Origin of the sequence: Cupriavidus necator, assembly GCF_040578825.1 — a bacterium.
In the GTDB taxonomy this organism is placed as follows: domain Bacteria; phylum Pseudomonadota; class Gammaproteobacteria; order Burkholderiales; family Burkholderiaceae; genus Cupriavidus; species Cupriavidus necator_E.
Window position 1 is genome coordinate 42,162 of record NZ_JBEFLI010000014.1, and the last position, 20,699, is coordinate 62,860.

Annotated in this window: 20 protein-coding genes; 11 read left to right on the forward strand and 9 right to left on the reverse strand. The window is 68.4% G+C overall.

The window, feature by feature from the left end:
• Positions 1–18 precede the first annotated feature (18 nt).
• The 4 genes from AB1I47_RS09760 (at position 19) to AB1I47_RS09775 (ending at position 2,198) form a co-directional block, all read left to right on the forward strand.
• Complete coding sequence (locus AB1I47_RS09760; RefSeq protein WP_354683542.1) at positions 19–804, forward strand: SDR family NAD(P)-dependent oxidoreductase; 786 nt, start codon at positions 19–21, stop codon at positions 802–804.
• Between the two features lie 23 nt (positions 805–827).
• Positions 828–1,214 carry a nuclear transport factor 2 family protein gene (locus AB1I47_RS09765; protein WP_354683543.1) on the forward strand — a complete coding sequence of 129 codons (387 nt, stop codon included), beginning with the start codon at positions 828–830 and terminating at the stop codon, positions 1,212–1,214.
• A gap of 13 nt (positions 1,215–1,227) precedes the next feature.
• Positions 1,228–1,875, forward strand: coding sequence for a TetR/AcrR family transcriptional regulator (locus AB1I47_RS09770; RefSeq protein WP_354683544.1), 648 nt, complete (start codon positions 1,228–1,230; stop codon positions 1,873–1,875).
• An 86-nt stretch (positions 1,876–1,961) separates the two neighbouring features.
• Positions 1,962–2,198: a hypothetical protein gene (locus tag AB1I47_RS09775; protein WP_354683545.1), complete on the forward strand. Its 237-nt coding sequence runs from the start codon at positions 1,962–1,964 to the stop codon at positions 2,196–2,198.
• A gap of 51 nt (positions 2,199–2,249) precedes the next feature.
• Here the strand turns inward: AB1I47_RS09775 and AB1I47_RS09780 are convergent, their stop codons facing one another.
• From AB1I47_RS09780 to cysD, 5 genes are all read right to left on the reverse strand, one after another.
• Positions 2,250–2,729, reverse strand: a complete 480-nt coding sequence (locus AB1I47_RS09780; protein WP_354683546.1) for an SRPBCC domain-containing protein — start codon at positions 2,727–2,729, stop codon at positions 2,250–2,252.
• Between the two features lie 301 nt (positions 2,730–3,030).
• Positions 3,031–4,374, reverse strand: coding sequence for a DUF1329 domain-containing protein (locus AB1I47_RS09785; RefSeq protein WP_407935815.1), 1,344 nt, complete (start codon positions 4,372–4,374; stop codon positions 3,031–3,033).
• Positions 4,375–4,574: 200 nt separating this feature from the next.
• The gene (locus tag AB1I47_RS09790) at positions 4,575–5,714 is read right to left on the reverse strand and encodes a helix-turn-helix transcriptional regulator (protein WP_354683548.1); all 1,140 of its coding nucleotides are present in this window, start codon (positions 5,712–5,714) and stop codon (positions 4,575–4,577) included.
• 222 nt (positions 5,715–5,936) lie between these two features.
• Positions 5,937–7,859, reverse strand: a complete 1,923-nt coding sequence (gene cysN / locus AB1I47_RS09795) for a sulfate adenylyltransferase subunit CysN (protein ID WP_354683549.1) — start codon at positions 7,857–7,859, stop codon at positions 5,937–5,939.
• A complete protein-coding gene (gene cysD, locus AB1I47_RS09800; protein WP_354683550.1) occupies positions 7,859–8,821 on the reverse strand; it encodes a sulfate adenylyltransferase subunit CysD in 963 nt (320 codons plus the stop codon). The genes cysN and cysD overlap by 1 nt, the downstream gene beginning before the upstream one ends.
• A gap of 148 nt (positions 8,822–8,969) precedes the next feature.
• On the opposite strand from cysD, the gene AB1I47_RS09805 reads away from it, so the two are divergent.
• The 4 genes from AB1I47_RS09805 to AB1I47_RS09820 are packed head-to-tail and all read left to right on the forward strand — an operon-like array spanning position 8,970 to position 13,099.
• Complete coding sequence (locus tag AB1I47_RS09805) at positions 8,970–10,088, forward strand: DUF1214 domain-containing protein (protein WP_354683551.1); 1,119 nt, start codon at positions 8,970–8,972, stop codon at positions 10,086–10,088.
• The gene (locus AB1I47_RS09810; protein WP_354683552.1) at positions 10,085–11,278 is read left to right on the forward strand and encodes a sulfotransferase family protein; all 1,194 of its coding nucleotides are present in this window, start codon (positions 10,085–10,087) and stop codon (positions 11,276–11,278) included. Before AB1I47_RS09805 ends, AB1I47_RS09810 begins: the two co-directional genes overlap by 4 nt.
• Positions 11,279–11,305: 27 nt before the next feature.
• Complete coding sequence (locus AB1I47_RS09815; protein ID WP_354683553.1) at positions 11,306–12,097, forward strand: SDR family oxidoreductase; 792 nt, start codon at positions 11,306–11,308, stop codon at positions 12,095–12,097.
• Positions 12,098–12,112: 15 nt separating this feature from the next.
• Positions 12,113–13,099, forward strand: a complete 987-nt coding sequence (locus AB1I47_RS09820; RefSeq protein ID WP_354683554.1) for an acetyltransferase — start codon at positions 12,113–12,115, stop codon at positions 13,097–13,099.
• On the opposite strand, the gene AB1I47_RS09825 is transcribed toward AB1I47_RS09820, so the two are convergent.
• Genes AB1I47_RS09825 through AB1I47_RS09835 form a run of 3 tightly spaced genes read right to left on the reverse strand, consistent with a single transcriptional unit; the run spans position 13,074 to position 15,994 of the window.
• A complete protein-coding gene (locus tag AB1I47_RS09825; protein ID WP_354683555.1) occupies positions 13,074–14,174 on the reverse strand; it encodes a 3,4-dihydroxy-2-butanone-4-phosphate synthase in 1,101 nt (366 codons plus the stop codon). The two genes, AB1I47_RS09820 and AB1I47_RS09825, sit on opposite strands and share 26 nt — an antisense overlap.
• Complete coding sequence (locus AB1I47_RS09830; protein WP_354683556.1) at positions 14,171–15,151, reverse strand: alpha/beta hydrolase; 981 nt, start codon at positions 15,149–15,151, stop codon at positions 14,171–14,173. Before AB1I47_RS09830 ends, AB1I47_RS09825 begins: the two co-directional genes overlap by 4 nt.
• Before the next feature lie 33 nt (positions 15,152–15,184).
• Positions 15,185–15,994, reverse strand: a complete 810-nt coding sequence (locus AB1I47_RS09835; protein WP_354683557.1) for an SDR family NAD(P)-dependent oxidoreductase — start codon at positions 15,992–15,994, stop codon at positions 15,185–15,187.
• Positions 15,995–16,394: 400 nt separating this feature from the next.
• Here AB1I47_RS09835 and AB1I47_RS09840 point away from each other — a divergent pair, with 400 nt between their 5' ends.
• The gene (locus tag AB1I47_RS09840) at positions 16,395–17,579 is read left to right on the forward strand and encodes a helix-turn-helix transcriptional regulator (RefSeq protein WP_354683558.1); all 1,185 of its coding nucleotides are present in this window, start codon (positions 16,395–16,397) and stop codon (positions 17,577–17,579) included.
• Between the two features lie 8 nt (positions 17,580–17,587).
• Here AB1I47_RS09840 and AB1I47_RS09845 read toward each other — a convergent pair whose 3' ends face one another.
• The gene (locus AB1I47_RS09845) at positions 17,588–17,932 is read right to left on the reverse strand and encodes a VOC family protein (protein ID WP_354683559.1); all 345 of its coding nucleotides are present in this window, start codon (positions 17,930–17,932) and stop codon (positions 17,588–17,590) included.
• 212 nt (positions 17,933–18,144) lie between these two features.
• Between AB1I47_RS09845 and AB1I47_RS09850 the strand changes: the two genes are divergently transcribed.
• Together AB1I47_RS09850 and AB1I47_RS09855 are read left to right on the forward strand one after the other, a co-directional pair.
• Positions 18,145–19,296, forward strand: a complete 1,152-nt coding sequence (locus AB1I47_RS09850; RefSeq protein ID WP_354683560.1) for an LLM class flavin-dependent oxidoreductase — start codon at positions 18,145–18,147, stop codon at positions 19,294–19,296.
• Between the two features lie 184 nt (positions 19,297–19,480).
• A complete protein-coding gene (locus AB1I47_RS09855; protein WP_354683561.1) occupies positions 19,481–20,674 on the forward strand; it encodes a flavin-dependent monooxygenase in 1,194 nt (397 codons plus the stop codon).
• The last annotated feature ends 25 nt before the right edge of the window (positions 20,675–20,699 follow it).

The following is a 20,699-nucleotide window of genomic DNA, read 5'->3' on the forward strand; positions in this document are numbered from 1 at the left end:
CAACATCAAGGAGACATCATGGAATACCCGTATAGCCTGTTCGACCTGCGCGGCAAGGTGGCCGCCATCACCGGCGCCGCGCGCGGCATCGGCGCGGAAACCGCGCGTGTGATGGCAGCCGCCGGCGCCAAGGTCGCCGTGCTCGACGTGCTGGAAGCCGACGGCAAGGCCACGGCCGAAGCCATCTGCGCCGAAGGCGGGGAGGCCGCATTCTGGAAACTCGACGTCACCAGCGAGAGCGATGTGGCGCGCGTGTTCGCTGAGGTCGCCGCGCGTTTCGGCACCCTTGGCATCCTGGTCAACAACGCCGGCATCGAAGGGCCCAACGCGCCGACGCACGAGCTGGCGCTGGAGCAATGGCAGCAGGTGATGGCGGTCAACGTCACCGGCACCTTCCTGTGCACCAAGCACGCCATCCCGCACATGGAGCGCGCCGGCGGCGGCGCCATTGTCAATGTGTCGTCGATGTACGGCATCGCGGGCGGGCCGGACGTGCCGCCCTACCATGCGTCCAAGGCCGCGGTGCGGATGATGGCCAAGACCGATGCGCTGCTGTACGCCGGCAAGGGGATTCGCGCCAACTCGATCCATCCCGGCTATATCCGCACGCCGATGCTGGAACACGTGGCGCAGGCCTCGGGCCAGGGCGAGGCGCTGTTCGACTATCTGGGCGGGCAGACGCCCGCGGGCAAGATCGGGCAGCCGCGCGACATCGCGGCGGGCATCCTGTACCTGGTATCCGACGCGGGGCGTTATGTCACCGGCGCCGAACTGGTGATCGACGGCGGCTACACCGCGCGCTGAAGCACAGCACAAGGAAGGACATCATGGCCCAGTGCCCCGATAGCGCCGCGATGAAAGCCACGCTGCTCGCCTATGTCGAGCGCTTCAATGCCGCAGACGCGCAGGGCGTTGCCGCGCTCTACGCCGACGATGCCACCGTGGAAGACCCGGTCGGGGCGCAGCCGGTCACCGGCAAGCCGGCCATCCTGGCCTTCTACCAGCACGCCATCGGGCTGGGCGCGCGCCTGGAGGTGGTGGCGCCGCCGCGCGGTTCGCACGGCGACGCCGCGGCGCTGACCTTCGCCGTGCAGGCCCGCCTGGAAGGGAGGGCGGCGCGCATCGACGTGACCGACGTCATGACGTTCGGCGCAGACGGGCGCATCCGCAGCATGCGCGCCCACTGGGGGCCGGACGACGTGCATTTCCTGTAAGCCCGCAGCGCCGATGGCCCGCAGCAACCGCGAAAATGCCGCCGCCACGCGCGCGCGCATCCTGACCAGCGCGCAGCAGCTGATCCGGCACCGCGGCCTGCATTGCGTGACCGTGGACGATGTGGCGCGCGCCATCGGCATGACGCGCGGGGCGGTCTACGGGCACTTCCGTTCCCGCGCCGAGCTGCTGGGCGCGCTGCTGTCATGCGCGGAGGCCGACTTCGCCACCCGGCTCGCGCCGCTGGCGCGCAGCGGCAGCGGCCCAGGCGCGCTGGAGCGGGCGCTGGCCGCCTTGCTCCAGGGCGACGATCTGGCGCGCCATGTCAGCCTGCTGGCGGCGCTGCTGCAGCACAAGTGCGGCGATGCCTGCGAGCTGTGCCCGCTGCGCACGCGCGTGCTGCGGGCCGTCGGGACGCTGCGCGCAACCTTCACTGAGCTGCTGCCGGCGCCCAGCCTGGCCGGACTGCTGGTGGCGCACCTGTGGGGCCTGCTGAGCGCGCACGCCATGCACCTGGCGCCGTCCGGCCTGTCAGGCTGTGCCGCGGCGCTGGCGCATCTCTATCAAGGGCATGGCGTGGCGCCCGATGCCGCGCTGTCCGTCTCCCTTTCCTGTCGGCCTGACGCCACTTTCGATCCGCCGCTGGTGCGGGATACCCCTTAGTCCGCTCGGACGACGAGATTCAAGCCGCCGCTGACTACGATGCTTCAAAAGCCTGGATACCAATATGGCAGGCGGAGGAGACAGCGATGAAGCGGTTCGGATTTCGTTGGGCGGTGGGCCTGGCCGGGGCCGGCGCCGCAATGGGCGTGGCCTGGGCGCTGGCCGTCAACGACAGTTCTGGCGCCGCGCATGGCGGCCAGGACCACATGCCCGCTGTCAGCATGCTCTCCGCCGACCCGGCGCTGCAGCGCTGCGACGACGCCTGCGTGCGCAGCCGTGGTGCCGCGGCGCTGCTGGTGCTGAGCCAGCGTCCGCCGCAGTGAGCGGTCGATCGGCCTGCATGCACAGGCCGATCGACCAGCCACTGCCTGTTGTCAGCCCCGGCCAGCCTGCCGTTGCCCATGGAGCGCTTCGGCGCGCGCCTTGACGTCGCGTGCCACCTGGTCGAATCCCTGCTTCACCCAGGCGCCGTGCTCGCGCATGATGGTCTGCGCATTGAGCCCCAGGAACAGGTCAGTGGTGAAGTAGCGTGTGCGCCCCGGGCCGATGGCTTCCAGGTACTGGTCGCGCCGGGCGGCATCCTTGTTCTCGTCGGTCGGACGCTGCTCCCACGAGAGCAGGCGCTCCGGCTCCCACGCCACCAGGTACTCGTTGACCGGGATCACCTGGTCGGTGCCGGGAATGCGCACCTGCATGTACACCATGTCGCCGAGCCGGCCGGTGGTTTCCAGCCCCGGGCAGAACGTATTCCATTCCGCGTAGCGCGCAAAGTCGGTCAGCACTTCCCACACCAGCGATACCGGCGCATCGATCTCCACCTGGATCGACGTCACAAGATTCTCGGCCTTGGCCATTGGCTCCTCCTTCATGAAAGTCATTGGGAAGGGAAACACTAGAGCCGTCGCGTGGACTTGCCATACCCCGAACAGACGAGTCCGGGTGGACGAGGGGCGGTGTTGTCGGGGTTGTGCAAATCGGGGCTTGCTGCGGACGCTGGCGAGGCGTCCGCAGCAGCAGGAGGAAGAAGGGAGGAAGAAGGGAGGAAGAAGGGAGGAAGAAGGGCAGTCGCCCCCGGCGCGTTGCGGGGTGCCGTGTCGCTGAGGCCTGGATCAGTCGCCTGGCTTACCGGAGGTCCCTCGCGGTATTCGCGACGCCTCAGTTGCCTGCGCCGCGCAGCGCATCCGGCGCGAAATACGCTTCCACGAACCTGGGCTCGCTGTTCAGCCGCGGCGGCTGGCCTTCGTTGGTCAGCCGGTCGGCCAGGTAGGCGCCGGAGTTCAGGTCGTGGAAGAACACTGCCGTCGGATAGAAGCGGCGCGCATCGTAGGCATACACGTTGGCCTGGATGTTGGTGCGCCACAACTGGCCGCGGCTGTCGTAGTTGTCGGCCAGCACGCCGTACCAGGAATCCTCGTCGATATAGATCACGCGCCTGGCGTACTGGTGGCGGAACCCTGACTTGAGCGTGGCTTCCAGCACCCAGACGCGATGCAGCTCGTAGCGCATCTGGGTCGGATCGGCATGGCCCTTGGTCAGCAGGTCCTTGTACTTGATCGACGGCGAACTGATGCGATAGTTGTTGTAGGGAACGTAGAGTTCGCGCTTGCCGACGATCTTCCAGTCATAGCGCTCCGGGGAGCCGTTGAAGAAGTGGTCATCGTCCACGGTACGGAAGCCGCCCGGGCCGAACGGCTGGTCATAGCCGAACTCCGGTGCCTGGCGCACGCGGCGCGTGCCCGGGTTGTAGGACCAGGTCCGGTTGGTATCGGGCTCCGCGCTGTCGTACAGCGAGAACCCGGTGATGATCGAGCCGCGGTCGCGCAGCGGCAGCTCCGTGTACATCCGGTAGAAGGTGCGGGAATTGAGCGGCGCCCTGGCATCGAAGTTCTGGCTGTCCTTGGGCGACCAGATCTCGTACTTGACCTTGCCCCAGGCGATCTTGCCATCGGCGTAGACCACGGCCTGGTCATAGACCGCGCGCTCGCTCTCGATGGCGGACGAGAAGCGCAGGTTCCACAGCAGCTCCAGGCCGGTCTTGGGAATCGGGTAAGGCAGCGTGGGCGGGCTGTTCTTGATACCGTTGCCTTCGCCAAGCATTTCGATCTGCGGAGCGTAGGTGCGGATGGCCTTGTAGGTGCCGTCGTCGTAACGGAAATCGCGATGGGTCGGGTAGACCGGCATCTTGAAGGTGTCCGGGTATTTGCGGAACAGCGCCTTCAGGCCTTCGGTCAGGTGCTTGTCATACTGCGCCATGTTCTGCGCGGTGATGACAAAGAGGGGCTTCTCGTCGGCATACGGGTCGGGGTAGCGCTCCCCCGGCTTGTAGGAGAGGCCCGCCGGCACGCCGAGCCACTTGCCGCTCCATGCCGGAATGGTGCCGTCCTTGTTCGCGGCGCGCTCCGCGCCCAGCGGCGTGAGATTGCTGTCCAGCTGCTTGATGTCTTCCGGGCCGATCTTGGCCGTGGCCAGGGTCACGGCCAGCATGCCGGCTGCCAGCATGCCGGTGTGCTGCAGGATTTTCAGTGGTCGGGCTTGCACGTCTGTCTCCTCGATGGTTGTGATGCACGCTGCCGTCGCTCACCGCGCCCGCAGCGTGGTTTCAATTTGCACCAACACGGCAGCGGGGGCCTCGTCTGGCCGGACTCGTCTGTTTGGAGTAGGTGGAGGACTCCTTCTCATTCCGGTCTTCACGCCGGTCCTCACCCCATCCCCACCACACTGGACAGCAGCATCTTCACCAGCACCGCCTGCCGCGTCGCGCCGGTCTTGGCAAAGATGCCGCGCAGGTGCGCGCGTGCCGTGTTCTTCTTGACGCCAAGGCGCGCCGCCGCCTCATCCAGCGTCAGCCCGTCGACCATCAGCAAGGCCAGTTCGATTTCGGTCGGCGTCAGGTGGAACAGCTTGCGCAGGCTGGCGTGCGGGTTGCGCGGCGAACCCGCCGGGTCGCGGATGAACACGGCCACCGCGGGCCGGCGCGTCTTGTCCTCGGTGCGGTAGCTGAGCGGGATCGGCCGCACCAGCACGCTCAGCGGCGTGGGTGAGGCAGGCCGGCTCAGCGTGGTGACTTCGCTGCGCGACGATGCCAGCGCGTGGGCCTGGGCGGCGTCCTCAAGGATCTTGCGGAACCTGCGGTTCTCCATCGCGCAATGCGCGTGCAGCGTGTTGTCCGCGAGGTAAAGGCCGTCACGCGCCTGCAGCAGGCGGCCGGCGACGGCGTTGGTCCGGATCGCCTTGCCGTGCTCGTCGAGGAGGATGGTGCCGACCAGCAGCCGGTCCACGGCTTCCGCATACAGCGCGCGTTCGGATTGCAGCACGTCGAGCGCGGCATGCAGGTCCACTGCGCGCTTCAGGTGCGGCAGCAGGCCGTGCAGCAGCGCCTTCTCGGCTTCGCTGAAGTCCTGTCCCGCGTGGCCGCGGCTGATGAACAGCGCGCATTCGACGCCGTCCGGCGTGACCAGGTTGGCCGCCAGGATATAGCGCAGGCCCAGCGGTGCGAGGTACTGGGTATAGAACGGGTGCGCGAGCCAGCCGGCTTCGCCGAACAGTTCGTCAGCGCTGAAGAGGTGGTCGGGATGCAGGTCGAGGAAGGGGCACAGCGCGTAGTACTGCTCGCTGTATGACGGCTCGCCCGGCAGGTGCGGTCCATAGGTAGAAGCGTTGACGATCAGGCCCGGGCGGTCGGTGGCCGGGTGGCGCAGCACCAGCGTGACGAAGACGGCGTCAAGCCGCTGGCGCGCGCTTTCCAGGAAGGCGGACCAGGGCACGGCTTCGGTCGGGCCCTGGTAGAGCCTGGCGAGCAGGGCGCTGAGTTCGGCGGCCGGCATGGGGTCTGGCGGCATGATGGAAGCAGATATGAAGCGGCAGGGAATATGGGAGATCCGCCCCAGATTGCTGACAACGCCTGCTTGCCCTCTCCCCAACCCTCTCCCGCAAGCGGGAGAGGGAGTACCCAAATGGTTATGCAAAGGCAGTGGCCCTTGGCAGGCTTGTCAGCAGTCGGAGCGCAAATCCCTCCGCTGCCATCGTACCGACCCACGCCGCCATCTCATCGTCCGTTCGGCCTAGGCCCTTTCCCGCAGCCACGCCACGATCCGCTCCGCCGCCTGCTCCGCGGTATCGGCCGTGGTGTCGATGCGCAGTTCAGGCCGCTCGGGCGGCTCGTACGGCGAATCGATGCCGGTAAAGTTCTTCAGCTCGCCGCGCCGCGCCTTGCGGTACAGCCCCTTGGGATCGCGCTGCTCGGCCACGTCCAGCGGCGTGTCGATGAAGACTTCAACGAACTCCCCGTCGCCGGCCAGCGCCCGGGCCATCTCGCGCTCCGAGCGGAAGGGCGAGATAAACGACACCAGCACGATCAGCCCCGCATCGAGCATCAGCCTTGCCACCTCTGCCAAGCGCCGGATGTTCTCGACGCGGTCGGCTTCGGCGAAGCCCAGGTCCTTGTTCAGGCCGTGGCGCACGTTGTCGCCGTCAAGCAGGTAGGTGTGGTGGCCTAGCGCATGCAGGCGCTTTTCCACCAGGTTGGCGATGGTCGACTTGCCCGCGCCGGAGAGCCCGGTAAACCAGACGATGCGCGGCGACTGGTGCTTGAGCGCGGCATGGGCGCGGCGGCCCACGTCGATCGCCTGCCAGTGCACGTTCTGGGCCCGGCGCAGCGCAAAGTGCAGCATGCCGGCGCCCACCGTGTTGTTGCTGAGCCGGTCGATGATGATGAAGCCGCCCAGTTCGCGGTTGCGCGCATAGGGGTCGAAGGCCACCGGCTGGTCCAGGTGCAGGTTGCACACGCCGATCTCGTTCAGCGCCAGCGTGCGCGCAGCCAGGTGCTCGAGCGTGTTGACATTGACCTTGTACTTGGGCTGCGCCACGGTCACGCCCACGGTGCGCGTGCCGAGCTTGAGCAGATAGGGGCGTCCGGGCAGCATGGCGTCCTCGTTCATCCACACCAGCGTGGCTTCGAACTGGTCGGCCACCGCCGGCGGGTCTTCCGCGCACGCCAGCACGTCGCCGCGGCTCACGTCGATCTCGTCCTCCAGCGTCAGCGTCACCGCCTGGCCGCGCACGGCGTGCGCGCATTTGCCACCGGCGCCGATGATGGCGGCGACGCGGCTCTCGCGGCCCGAAGGCAGCGCGCGCACGCGGTCGCCGCGGCGGATCTCGCCGGCGCTGACGGTGCCGGCAAAGCCGCGGAAGTCCAGGTTGGGCCGGTTGACCCACTGCACCGGCAGCCGGAACGGTTCGCCCTGCACGGGCGCGCTGTCGATCGGCACTGTCTCCAGGTGTTGCATCAGCGTCGGGCCGTGGTACCACAGCGTGTTGGCGCTGGGCTCGGTGATGTTGTCGCCGCGCAGCGCCGACATCGGAATGCAGGTGATGTCGGTCAGGCCGATCTGGCGGGCAAACTCGCGGTACTCGTTCTCGATGCGCGTATGGGCCTCGCGCGAGTAGTCGACCATGTCCAGCTTGTTGACGGCCAGCACCACGCGCCGGATGCCGAGTGTCGCCACCAGGTAGCTGTGGCGGCGCGTCTGCGTCTGCACGCCGCGACGCGCATCCACCAGCAGGATGGCCAGGTCCGCGGTGGAGGCGCCGGTGACCATGTTGCGCGTGTACTGTTCATGCCCCGGCGTGTCGGCCACGATGAACTTGCGCTTGTCGGTGGCGAAGAAGCGGTAGGCCACGTCGATGGTGATGCCTTGTTCGCGCTCCGCGGCCAGCCCGTCCACCAGCAGCGCGAAGTCGAGGTTGTCGCCCTGCGTGCCCATCTTCTTCGAGTCGGCCTCGAGCTGCGCGAGCTGGTCTTCGAACAGCATCTTCGACTCATACAGCAGCCGGCCGATCAGCGTGCTCTTGCCGTCGTCGACGCTGCCGCAAGTGATAAAGCGCAGCAGGCTCTTGCTTTGCTGGGCATGCAGGTAGTGGGCGATATCGCCCGGCGTGCCGGCGGATTGCGCCATGGCCGGCGCGTTGTCGATCAGGGTTTTCATCAGAAGTAGCCCTCCTGCTTCTTCTTCTCCATCGAACCGGCCGAGTCGCTGTCGATCAGCCGTCCCTGGCGCTCCGACGTGGTCGCCAGCAGCATTTCCTGGATGATGCCGCCGAGCGTGTCGGCCTCGCTCTCGATCGCGCCGGTGAGCGGGTAGCAGCCCAGCGTGCGGAAGCGCACCTTGCGCAGCTGCGGCGTTTCTCCGGGGCGCAGCGGCAGGCGCTCGTCGTCGACCATGATCAGCGTGCCGTCGCGCTCCACCACCGGGCGCTCCTTGGCGTAGTAGAGCGGCACGATGGGGATGTCGTTCAGGTAGATGTATTGCCAGATGTCCAGCTCGGTCCAGTTGGACAGCGGGAACACGCGCAGGCTTTCGCCCTTGCGCTTGCGGGTGTTGTACTGGCGCCAGAGTTCGGGGCGCTGCATCTTCGGGTCCCAGCGGTGCTGCGCGGTGCGGACCGAGAACACGCGCTCCTTGGCGCGCGACTTCTCCTCGTCGCGGCGCGCGCCGCCGAAGGCGGCGTCAAAGCCGTAGTGGTCCAGCGCCTGCTTCAGCCCCTGGGTCTTCCACACGTCGGTATGGATGGCCGAGCCGTGCTCGTGCGGGCTGATATTGCGCGCCAGCCCTTCGGGATTGATATGCACGCGCAGGTCCAGGCCCAGCCGTTCGACGGTCTGGTCGCGGAACGCGATCATCTCGCGGAACTTCCACGTGGTATCGACATGCAGCAGCGGAAACGGCGGCCGCGCGGGGTGGAAGGCCTTCATCGCAAGGTGCAGCATCACGGCGCTGTCCTTGCCGATGGAATAGAGCATGACGGGGTTTTCGCATTCCGCCACCACCTCCCGCATGATGTGGATGCTCTCCGCCTCCAGTTGCTCCAGGTGGGTCAACATCGGGATCTCCTCTTGGTTTTGCCGGCCCCGTTCAGGGGATCTCGCGGGGGCCTGGCATGGACACAAGGTAGCGAGCCGGGGCCTTGCGCCACTTCGTCCGGGCGGACTAAGAAATGGCGGGCCGCTGCCTGCATTTCCTAGTCCGCTCGGACGAGGAGGCGCACGCCCTGCACTGGGTATCGTTGCTTCGCCGACGAACCACGGGAGCAGGCAGATGGCGACCTCCGCCGAAGACCAATTGCTGAGCGGCCAGACCTGGGCCGAGTTTTGCGAAGTGCTCAAGCGCAGCGGGCAGCAGATCCTGCGCCCGGAAGCACCCTCGGACGCGCTGACGCGCGCCGAGGGCTTCCGCTACCTGAGCCGCCTGCTGCGCATTGCGCTGGAGATGCACGTGGAATTCGCCGATCCGGCGTTTCCCGGCTTCTTCTCGCCGTCGCACGAAACCGCCAAGATCGGCGCGGACAATCCGGACAATCTCTATCGCTACGCACGCCTGGACGGCAGTGCCGAGTACCGCATCCGCGGCCGGCGCGGCACCGTGGCCTACCTGAGTTTCGGCACGCAGAAGGGTGGCTACGAAACCGACGGGCGCATGGTCCAGACCGGCTTTCTCGACAGCAACAAGCTGGCAGTGGCGGCGGATGGCAGTTTCGACATCGTCCTCAGCGCGCGCCAGCACGAAGGCAACTGGGTGCGCATGGAGCCGGGCACCAATGCGCTGGTGGTGCGGCAGACCTTTCTCGACCGCAAGGCCGAGACCCCGGCCGAACTGCACATCGAGCGCCTCAATGGCAGCGACAAGCCGCCCGTGCTCGATGCCGAACGCCTGCACGGCGGCCTGCTGCGCGCCGCGGGCTTTGTCGAGGGCACCGCGCGCATCTTCGCCGACTGGGCCCAGGGCTACGGCGCCCATGTCAACGCATTGCCGCCCGCGGACCAGGCGCTGTGCCAGGCGGCCGGGGGCGATCCCAATATCTTCTACTACCACTCCAGCTGGCAACTCGCGGACGACGAGGCGCTGGTGGTCGAGGTTGACCAGCTGCCGGCGTGCGAGTTCTGGAACTTCCAGATCAACAACTACTGGATGGAGTCGCTCGACTACCGCTACCACGACATCTGCGTGAACAAGCACAGCGCCCGGCCCAATGCCCGCGGCGGCGTCACCGTCATCCTCAGCGCGCGCGATCCGGGCCTGCCCAACTGGCTGGAGACCGCCGGCCACCACAACGGCACCATGTGCTGGCGCTGGGTGGGGGCGGCGCAGCCGGTGCATCCGCGCACGCGCGTGGTCAGGCTTGAATCGCTCAGGAATGAATGCAGGGAGAACGCATGAACACCATCGCATCCGACGACACCGCAGTGCTTGACGTGGAGCGCCTGCTGGCTCAGGCCAGCGCACAGGCCGGCGGACTGACTGACTTTGGCCCGGGCGACTACCGCGAGGCGCTGGAGGTGCTGTCCGACTCGCTTGCGCGCGAAGCCGTGCTGTCGCCGCAGGGCGCGCAGATGCTGCAAGGCAAGCTGCAGGCGCAACTGGTGAACCGGCTGGTGATCCAAGACTACTGCCGGCGCCATCCCGAAATCCTGGAAGAGCGCGTCGACGACCCGCTGGTGATCGTCGGCCTGCCGCGCACCGGCACCACGCTGCTGCAGCGCATGCTTGCCACGGACGCGCGCTTCTACTCTGCGGCGTGGTGGGAAACGCGCTACCCGGCGCCGTTGCCCGGCGAGGACGTGCGCGACGCCGGCCGGCGCCTCGCGCTGGCGCGCGAGGAAGTCGCGCAGATGATCCGGTTCATCCCGGCCATCCTCGCCATCCATCCGCTCGACGCGATGGCGGCCGACGAGGAATTCATGCTGATGGAGCATTCCTTCCTGTGCGCGATGGATTCCTACGCCAACGTGCCGTCTTATACCGCCTGGCTGGCGCGGCAGGACCACACCCAGGTCTATGCCTACCTGAAGATCATGCTGCAGTTCCTGCAGTGGCAGAAGCGGCAGCGCGGCGAGCCGCCGGCGCAGCGGTGGGTGCTGAAGACGCCGCAGCACCTGCATACGCTGGAAATCCTGTTCCGGGTCTTCCCGGGCGCGCAGGTGGTGCTCACCCATCGCGATCCGGCGCAAACGATTCCGTCGATGGCCAGCATGGCGCATACCTTGTGGAAGATGTACGCCGAGGCACCGGACCCTGCCACCGTGGGAGGCCAGTGGAGCGAGCAGATGCGGCGCGCCACCGAACATGCCATGGCAGTGCGCGACACCCTGCCGGCCGATCGCTTCCTCGACGTGCGCTTCGAGGACACGGTAAGCGATCCCTTCGGCGTGGCGCAGGCGGTGTACCGCTTTGCCGGCATGCCGCTGACCGAGGCCGCGCGCGCCGGCATGTGGGCGTGGATGGAGGGCAACCCGCGCAACCAGCGCGCGGCGCACGCCTATACGCCGGAGCAGTTCGGCCTGAGCCAGGCGCAGCTGGAACGAGATTTTGCCGGCTACCGCGCGCGCCACGTGCTGAACCGGCACTAAAAACGGAACATCGAGGAGAACCACACCATGCTGCTGAAAGACAAGATCGTCATCGTGTCCGGCATCGGCCCCGGGCTGGGCATCAAGCTCGCGGTAGAGGCCGCGCGCGAAGGCGCCCGCGGCGTTGCCATCGCCGCGCGCACCGCGGCAAAGCTGGATGAAGCCCAGGCCCGCATCGACGAACTGGGCGCCGACTGCGAAGTGCTCAAGGTGGTGACCGACATCACCGACCGCGCCCAGTCCCGCCACCTGGCCGGCGAGACCATGCGCCGCTTCGGCCGTATCGACGCGCTGGTCAACAGCGCCTTCCAGCACGGCAATTTCCCCGAGCCGGTGGAAGCCGCCGACCTGGAGGTCTGGCGCCAGGTGTTCGACACCAATGTCTTCGGCACCATGACGCTGACGCAGGAAGTGGCGGCGCTGATGAAGCCGCAGGGCGGCGGCGCCATCGTCATGATCAACACCCAGGCCACACGCAAGCCGATGTCCGGCGAGTCGGGCTACGCCGCGTCCAAGGGCGCGCTGGCGGTGGCGGTCAAGTATCTGGCGCGCGAGCTGGGGCCGCACGGCATCCGTGCCAACAGCATCTTCATGGGCTGGATGTGGGGCGCGCCGGTGCAGGGCTATGTGCGCCACGCCGCGGCCGGGCAGGGGGTCAGCGAGGACGCTATCATCGCTCCGGTGACTTCCCAGATTGCGCTGGGCCGCATGCCGACCGACGATGACTGCGCGCGCGCGGCGCTGTTCCTGGTGTCGGACCACGCCCGGGCGATCACCGGGGCGTCGCTGGACGCCAACGGCGGCGACTTCATGCCCTGATCCTGAGCTATTGCCATGACCCGCTACTTTGCCTTCAACGGCGACGCCGACGGCCTGTGCGCGCTGCAGCAACTGCGCCTGGCGCAGCCCGGCGACGCGACCCTGGTCACCGGCGTCAAGCGCGATATCCGGCTGCTAGCGCGGATCGACGCCAGCCCCGGCGACACGGTGACCGCGCTGGACATCTCGCTCGAGCAGAACCGCGATGGCCTGTTGCGGCTGCTCGCCGCCGGTGCGCTGGTTGAATACTTCGACCACCACCATGCCGGCGAGCTGCCCGCGCATGCCGGCCTGCGCGCGCATATCGACGAGGGCGCCGAGGTCTGCACCAGCATCCTGGTCGACCGGCACCTGGACGGGCGGCACCGGCGCTGGGCGATCACCGCTGCGTTCGGCGACAACCTGGCCGGCGTGGCGCGCGCGATGGCGGCACAGGTGGGGCTGGACACGCGCGAGACCGCGATGCTGGAACGGCTGGGCACCTGCCTGAACTACAACGCCTATGGCGAGTGCGTGGCGGACCTGCATTTCGATCCCGCCGCGCTGGCGCGGCATATGCTGCCGTTCGCCGACCCGCTGGATTTCGCGGCGCAATGCAAGGCCTTCGCGAGGCTGTGCGACGGCTATGAGGACGACATGGCGCAGGCGCGCCGGCTGGCACCCGTGCACGAAGTCCCCGGCGCCGCGTTGCTGCTGCTGCCCGACGCGCCGTGGGCGCGCCGGGCGATCGGCGTGCTGGCCAACGAGCTGGTGCGCGGACGTCCCGGCGACGCCATCGGGCTGCTGTCGCCAAAGTCCGGCGGCGGCTTTGCCGTCAGCGTGCGGGTGCCCGCCCACAGCGCCACCGGCGCGGCCGACTTCTGCCGCGGCTTTGAGACCGGCGGTGGCCGGCGCCTGGCCGGTGGCATCAACCACCTGCCCGATGCCGAGGTCGATCGCTTCACGCGCAGCTTTGCCGACTGCTTCGGCGCGCGGGTCAGCCCGGCGCGACAAACTCCGTAACCTCCAGGTCGAATCCGGTGACGGCGCGATACGGCACCGGATGGCTCAGCAGGCGCAGCTTGTGCGCGCCGACATCGCGCAGGATCTGCGCCCCCACCCCCAGCGCGCGTTGCGCAAAGGCCGGCGCCGGCGCAGCGCAAGCCGGCGCCGCCAGCCGTTCCAGCCGCTGCTGCGGCGATTCGCGCTCGTCCAGCAGCACCAGCACGCCGCAGCCTTCGGCGCCGATGCGGGCGAGCGAGCGTTCCAGGTTCCAGGCGGGCTGGGCCGGCGTGCCGAACGCCAGCACGTCGCGCTGCATCTCCACGGCCTGCACGCGCGTCAGCACGGGCTGGTGCGGATCGGGCGCGCCCATGACCAGCGCCAGATGCAGCGCATCGGCCGGCGCGTCGTGGTAGGCGTGCACGGTGAAGCGCCCGAACGGCGTATCCAGTGCCGTCGAGTGGGTGCGGCGCAGCGCGCCTTCGGTCAGCAGCCGGTGGTGGATCAGCGCGCTGACCGACACCGCCGGTAGCCCGTGGCGCTGTGCAAGAGCGAGCAGGGCGGGGCCGCGCAGCAGGTCGCCATCGTCATTGAGCAGCATCGCGTAGGCGCCGGCCGCGACGCGCCCGGCGAGCCGCGGCAGGTCGGAGCAGGCCTCGGCAAAGCCGGCGCGGCGCAGCACGCCGTCGGCCTGCGCCACTACCGGGAAGATGTGCCCGGGCTGGACCAGGTCTGCCGGTTGCGCGCGCGCCGCCGCTGCCACGCGCAGCGTCAGCGCCCGGTCCGCGGCGGAAATGCCGGTGCTGACGCCCGTGGCTGCCTCGATCGACACCGTGTAGCGCTCGCGCTGGCGCTGGTTGGCGGCCATCGGCGGCAACTGCAGCCGCAGGCGGCGCGCCTCGGTGATCGCCATGCAGACCAGGCCGCGCGCCTCGGCGGCCATGAAGTTGACGTCGGCCTCGGTGGCGCGCTCGGCGGCAACCAGCACGCAGCCGGTGGCCTCGTCGGTTTCGTCTTCGATCACCACCACGCGCTGGCCCGCGGCCAGTGCCGCGAGCACGTCGGCCATCGGCGGCAGGGCGGCGGCGGTACTCATGCTGCCTCCTGCCGGCCGTTGCTGCCGATATTGCCGCCGATGTTGCCGCAGAATGCCTGGCGCAACGACGCCGCGGCCGCGTCCAGCGCATGGCTGGCGGCATCGATCATCCCCTGCATGCTGACGAAGCCGTGGAACTGGCCGGGCCAGCGGTGCACGGTGGCGCTGCCGCCGGCGCGCTGCAGGGCCTCGCCATAGGCTTCGCCCTGGTCGCGCAGCGGGTCGAACTCGGCGGTGATGATGGTGGCCGGCGGCAGGCCGTGCAGGTCGCGCTGGTGCAGCGGGCTGGCGCGTACATCGGCGGCATCCGCCGTGTTGGCCAGGTACTGCGCGCGATACCAGTCCAGTTCCGCGGCGCTGAGGAAGTAGCCGGCCGCGCATTCGCGATAGCTGGCGCTGGCGGTCGCGGCGTCAGTGCAGTCCAGGTAGGGGTAGAGCAGCAACTGGTGCCGCAGCGCGATGCCGCTGCCGCGCAGCTGCTGGCAGGCGACCGCGGCAAGGTTGCCGCCGGCGCTGTCGCCGGCCACGGCGATCCGTGCCGGATCCGCGCCCAGCCGCGCCGCCTGCGCGGCGGCCCAGCGCACGGCGGCGACCGCGTCGCCGGCGGCGGCCGGGAAGCGCGCCTCCGGCGCGAGCCGGTAGTCGACCGACAGCACCAGCGCGCCGCTGCGGCGCGCCAGGCCGCGGCAGATGTTGTCGTGCGAGTCGAGCCCGCAGACGACAAAGCCGCCGCCGTGGAAATAGACCACGAGCGGCAGTGCCGCGCTGTCGTCGGGCCGGTACAGGCGGGCCCGCAGCGGCCCTGCCGCGCCCTCGATGGTGAGGTCGTGCTGCGCGGCGATGGTGTCGCCCGGCGCGAACGCGGGCATGGCCGCCAGTGCGGCGCGGTAGTCGGCGGCGCGCAGCGTGGAGAAGTCGGGGCTGGGCATGGCGGCCATGGCTTCAAGCACGGCGCGGGCCTGGGGGTCGAGCGGCATGGTGTCTCCTGGATTGCCGTTGGGGAATCAAGCTCAGAGTGCGAAGGCCGGCTGGCTGCCGGCGGCGATGCCTTGCGCGCGTGCCAGTGCCGCATGCACGGCCTGCTCGTGCGGCAGGATCCAGAACCGGCCGGCCGACACGCCATCCAGGATCACGCGCGCGACCTCATCCGCCGTCATGCCGGCGGCAATGCCGCTGCGCAGCGCGCCGTTCATCTGGTCCACCTCCCGCGGCGCGCCGCCGTCCAGGCCCGCCGCGATGCCGGTGGCCACCGGGCCGGGGCAGACCACGGACACGCCGAGCGGCAGTCCTGCCGCCTGCAGCTCCAGCGCGAGCCCTTCGCTCAACGCCACCACGGCTTGCTTGGACAGCGTGTAGGGGGCCAGCCACGGCCCCACCGCCAGGCCGGCCATCGAGGCGACGTTGACGATATGGCCCGCGCCCTGCGCGGCCATGCGCGGCACGAAGCAGCGCAGCGCGTGCAGCACGCTCCACAGGTTGACGCGCATGACGTGGTCGAACACCTCCGGCGGCAACTCCCAGCAGCGGCCGGTGGCGAGCACGCCGGCGTTGTTGAACAGCAGGTCGACACGGCCCAGGTGCAGGAAGCTCTGGTCGCAAAGGTGCGCGATCTGCCGCGCGTCGCAGACGTCGGTGGGCACGGCGATGACCGTCGCTCCATCGGCGGCAAGCTCCGCACGTGCCGCCTCGAGCGCATCGGCGTCGATATCGGCCAGCGCCAGCGCGTAGCCTTGCGCGGCCAGGGCCTGCGCGAGCGCGCGGCCGATGCCGCTGGCCGCTCCGGTGATCACTGCGGCCTGCTGCCGCGGGTTTGCCGCCATGGTCTGGTTTCTCCGTGGAAAAAGCGGCGGCGGGGATCGCCGCGCATGGCTGTCTTGTAGCGCCAGCGCGGCGGCACGGCATCGTCTGTTTGGGTAGGGGCGGTGGGCGTCCCGTGGCGTCTAGGGGTTTGCCCTTGGCACGCGGGCCATGGGTCTGTCCTTAGTCTGTTTGGAGTATGTGTTCGCGCCGCCGGCGCGTGAGGATGGGCCTGTCCCGCGGGACTAGTCCGGCTTGCGTGCATTGCCGGTCTCCCTAGGGCAAACCATGAAGGCGAGGGGCAAGCCGCGACCCCTTTGCCGTCCCTATAATCGGGGCACAAAAAAGGGCCACAGAGCCCGCATAAGCCAGCGGCCCGGCAACGTCCGGAGCGCTGAGCACGCCACAATGGAGACAGAGGAAATGCTGATGGAGGTTAGCCAGAGCCAGGCGGCCGCGCACCTGTTCGCGCAGACCACGGTGTCGCTGTCGGACTTCAGCGCGTTGCTGGGGAATATCTACCAGGGACCGATGGAGCAAGTGCCGTGGGGCAAGGCGCTGGAGCAGATCCGCAGGCAGCTCAACGCCAACTATGTGACGCTGATCCTTCGCTCGCCGGCCACGGACCGGCCCGGGCTGATGGTCAATGCGTCAGAGCATGGCTCGACCCTGCCGGGCGAGACCTCCTACAACAACTACTACTACGCGCTCGACCCCTTCATCGGCCTGCCGTCGGACCGGGTGGTGACCATCGACGAGCACCTCGGGCCAGGCGTCTGGTGCCAGAGCGAGATCTACCTGCAGTTCCTCAAGGACATCGGCATCCGCTACATCCTCGGCGCCGACCTGCGCACCGACGACGGCGTGGAATGCCGCTTCCGCGTATGCCGCGAGCACGACGGCCGCGACTTCTCGGCGGCGGACAAGGCGCTGTGCACCGCGCTGCTGCCGCACCTGAAGCGCGCGGTCGATCTGCATTCGCGCCTCGACGTGGTGGAGTCGGAGCGCACCGTCTATGCCAGCGCCATCGACCGCATGCTGGTGGGCATGGTGATCCTGGATGAGTCAGGCACCATCATCAAGACCAACGCGGCCGCCGACGACATCCTTGGCGCCAAGGACGGCATCCGTATCGCCAAGGGCGGACTGGACGTGGAATACGGCCAGGAGAACCGCAAGTTCCAGCGCCTGCTGCGCCAGGCGATGATGGGCCACCTCGGCACCGCGCCGGCGCTGATGGAAGCGATGTCGATCACGCGTCCGTCCGGCAGCGCCAGGCTGGGCGTGCTGATCCGCACCATCCCGCTCAGCGAATGGTCGGAGGACAACCGCAAGCGCCCGGCCTGCGTGGTGTTCATCCGCGACCCGGAGCGGCGCTCGCAGGCCTCGCACGAAGTGGTGCGCCAGCTGTTCGACCTCACGCCGGCGGAAACCCAGTTGGCGCTGCAGCTGGCCAACGGCCTCACGCTCGATGAAGCCGCGGATGAACTCGGTATCAGCAAGAACACGGCGCGCGCGCACCTGCGCGCGATCTTCTCCAAGACCGGCGTGACCCGGCAGGCCACGCTGGTGCGCATGCTGCTGAGCAGCGTGATTTCGCTGGGCTAAGGCAATCGTCAGGGCTTTGCGCTGAGCACCAGCGCAAAGCCTTGCGCGGTGTGCAGCACCGCGCGGGTCTCATGCGGCCCCTGCGCCGCGGGCTGCGTGACGCGCGCACCCGCATCCACCAGCCGCGCGACCGCCGCGGCGATATCGTCACCGTCATTCACCCTGAATGCGAGCGCGGGCTGGTCCACCAGCCTTTCTTCGCCGGCGACCAGCGCCAGCGTCAGCGCGCCCGCATCGAGCGCGCAATAGCGATCGCCGTCGCGAAACTTCACTGGCAGTCCGAGTCCTTCCGTAAAAAGCGGCAGCGCGGTGTCGAGATCCGGGACGGGGTAAAGCAGCAGCCTGGCTTGCATGGTGTTCCTGGTCCTTTGTCTGAGAGCGGGCGTGATGCCCTGCGCCAATGATAGGGATGCGCCATGCCCTGCTCATCATCCAATCAGACGATGTTGCAACGCCTCGCGCCGACCACACTGCGATCACACAGGCCGCTTCCGGCCCGAGGCGCGGCAACCGGCGGCGCCACGGTGGCGGTCCTGAACCATCAATGCCAGGGAAGGGGACTGCAATGCGTTTTTCGCTGATCTATGAAGCACAGACCGTCGATGCCTCGCGCGCCGGCGACCACAAGGTGTTCGATGACATCATGGAACAGGTGGTGCTGGCCGAGGACATGGGCTTTGACGTGGTCTGGGCGGTCGAGCACACCGCGCTGACCAACTACGCGCACATGAGCGCGCCGGAAACATTCCTGGCCTTCGTTGCGGGGCGCACCCGGCGCATCGGCATCGGCCATGGCGTGGTGTGCCTGCCGCCGGCGATGAACCATCCCGTCAAGGTGGCCGAGCGCATCGCCACGCTCGACATCCTCTCCGGTGGCCGCGTCCACTTCGGCGTGGGCAAGGGCGGCACCCAGCAGGAGGCCGGTACCTTCGGCTACGACCTGAACACCCTGCACCCGATGATCGACGAGTCGATGTACCTGATCCCGAAGATCCTGACGCAGGACGAGATCGAGCACGATGGCGAGTTCATCAAGATCCCGCGCCGCCCCATCCATCCCAAGCCGCGCCAGGACCCGCACCCGCTGATGTACCTGGCCTGCACCAATGCCGACACGCTGCAGCGCGCCGGCGCGCGCGGCATGGGGGCACTGGTGCTCGGTTTCGGCGGCCCCGAGGATGTGGCCAAGAAGAACAGGATCTACCGCGCCGCGTGGGAGAGCCGCAAGCCCGAGGACCAGGTCGGCTTCCGCCCGCACCAGCACCTGGCGGCGCTGTGCCCGACCATCGTGCTGGAGGATGGGCTGGCCGCGCGCAAGATCGGTATCAAGGGCCAGCGCTATTTCATGGAGTCGCTGTCGTACTGGTATGCCGGCGGCGAGCGCCCGGATCCGGCGGCCTGGGACGACGAGCATGTCACCGCTACCGATGCGCAGGGCAAGGCGGTCGTCAATACCAGGTTCGCTTCGGAGAAGGTCTCGGTGGATTTCAGCGATCCGACGATGATGATGCTCAATCCCAACCACGCCTACGGCACGGTGGAGGACTGCATCGGCTACGTGCAGCGGCTGATCGATGCGGGTGCCGACGAGATCCTGTTCATCTGCCAGATGGGCACGGTGCCGCAGTGGGCGCAGCTCGAGACCATTCGCAATATCGGCGAGCACGTGATCCCGCATTTCCGCAAGCAGGGAAGGAAGCTGCGGGCGCTGGCCTGAGCGCAGGGCGTCTTGCTTACCGAGGGTTTGCTCCCCTCTCCCGCAAGCGGGAGAGGGAGACCCCAGTCGGGATTCGCGGCGCGCCGTGGCATCAAAAAAAGCTAGTCCCATCAGACGATGGCACCCCGCCCACCCGGTGCAACCATCAACGCCAGCCCCAAAACAAAGCCACAAGGAGACCGCGGTGCCTTACGACAACCATCCCAAGGACCTGGCCGCCCGCCTGATCGCGCGCGCCGAGCAGATGATTCCCGCGCTGGCGGAACGCGCCAACCAGGCCGAAGCCGAAGCGCGCATCCCCGCGGAAACCATCGCCGAGATGCAGGCCGCGGGCTTCTTCAAGGTGCTGCAGCCCCGTCGCTACGGCGGCTATGAACTCGACCCGCAGACCTTCTTCCGCATCCAGATGGCACTGGCCAAGGGCTGCATGTCCACCGCGTGGGTCTACGGCGTGGTCGGCGTGCACAACTGGCAGCTCGCGCTGTTCGACGAACGCGCGCAGCAGGCGGTCTGGGGCAAGGACCCCACCACGCTGATCGCATCGACGTACATGCCCGTGGGCAAGGTCACCCCGGTGGAGGGCGGCTATCGCTTCTCCGGCCACTGGAAGTTCTCCAGCGGCAGCGAGCTGTGCGACTGGATCTTCCTGGGCGGCCTGGTGCCCCCCGCCGAACCGGGCGGCGCCTATGACTACCGCACCTTCCTGCTGCCGCGCTCCGACTACAGGATCGTGCGCAACTGGGATGTGCTGGGCCTGCGCGCGACCGGCAGCCACGACATCGTGGTCGATGACGTGTTCGTGCCCGACTACCGCACCCATCGCGCCGTCGATGGCGCCATGGGCACCAGCCCGGGCCTGGCGGTGAACGACGTACCGCTGTACCGCCTGCCGTTCGCGCAGATCTTCGTGCGTGCCGTGTGCACCGCGTGCATCGGCGCGCTGGAGGGCACCCTGGACGATTTCGTCGCCTACGCCGACGGCCGCGTCAGCAGCAACGGCGGCAGCAAGACCGCCGAGGATGGCGGCGCGCAGATGGCCTGCGCCAATGCGCAGGTGGCGATCGACGAGATGCGGACCATCCTGGAACGCAATTTCGACGAGCTGCTGGCCGTCGCCCATGAGGGCGGCCAGGTGCAGACGCCGCGCCGGCTGCATTTCCGCTACCAGTCGTCGCAGGTGGCCGAGCGCTGCGCGCAGCTTGCCAACAGCCTGCTGCGCTACGCCGGCGGCAACGGCATCTACCGCACCAACCCGATGGTGCGCCGTTTCCTCGACCTGCACGCCGCACGCGCCCACTACGCCAACAACCTGGACCGCTTCGGCCAGAACCTGGGCGGCGTGATGATGGGGCGCGCCAACACCGACTTCTTTATCTGAAGCCGCGCACCGGCAAGGGAATCCA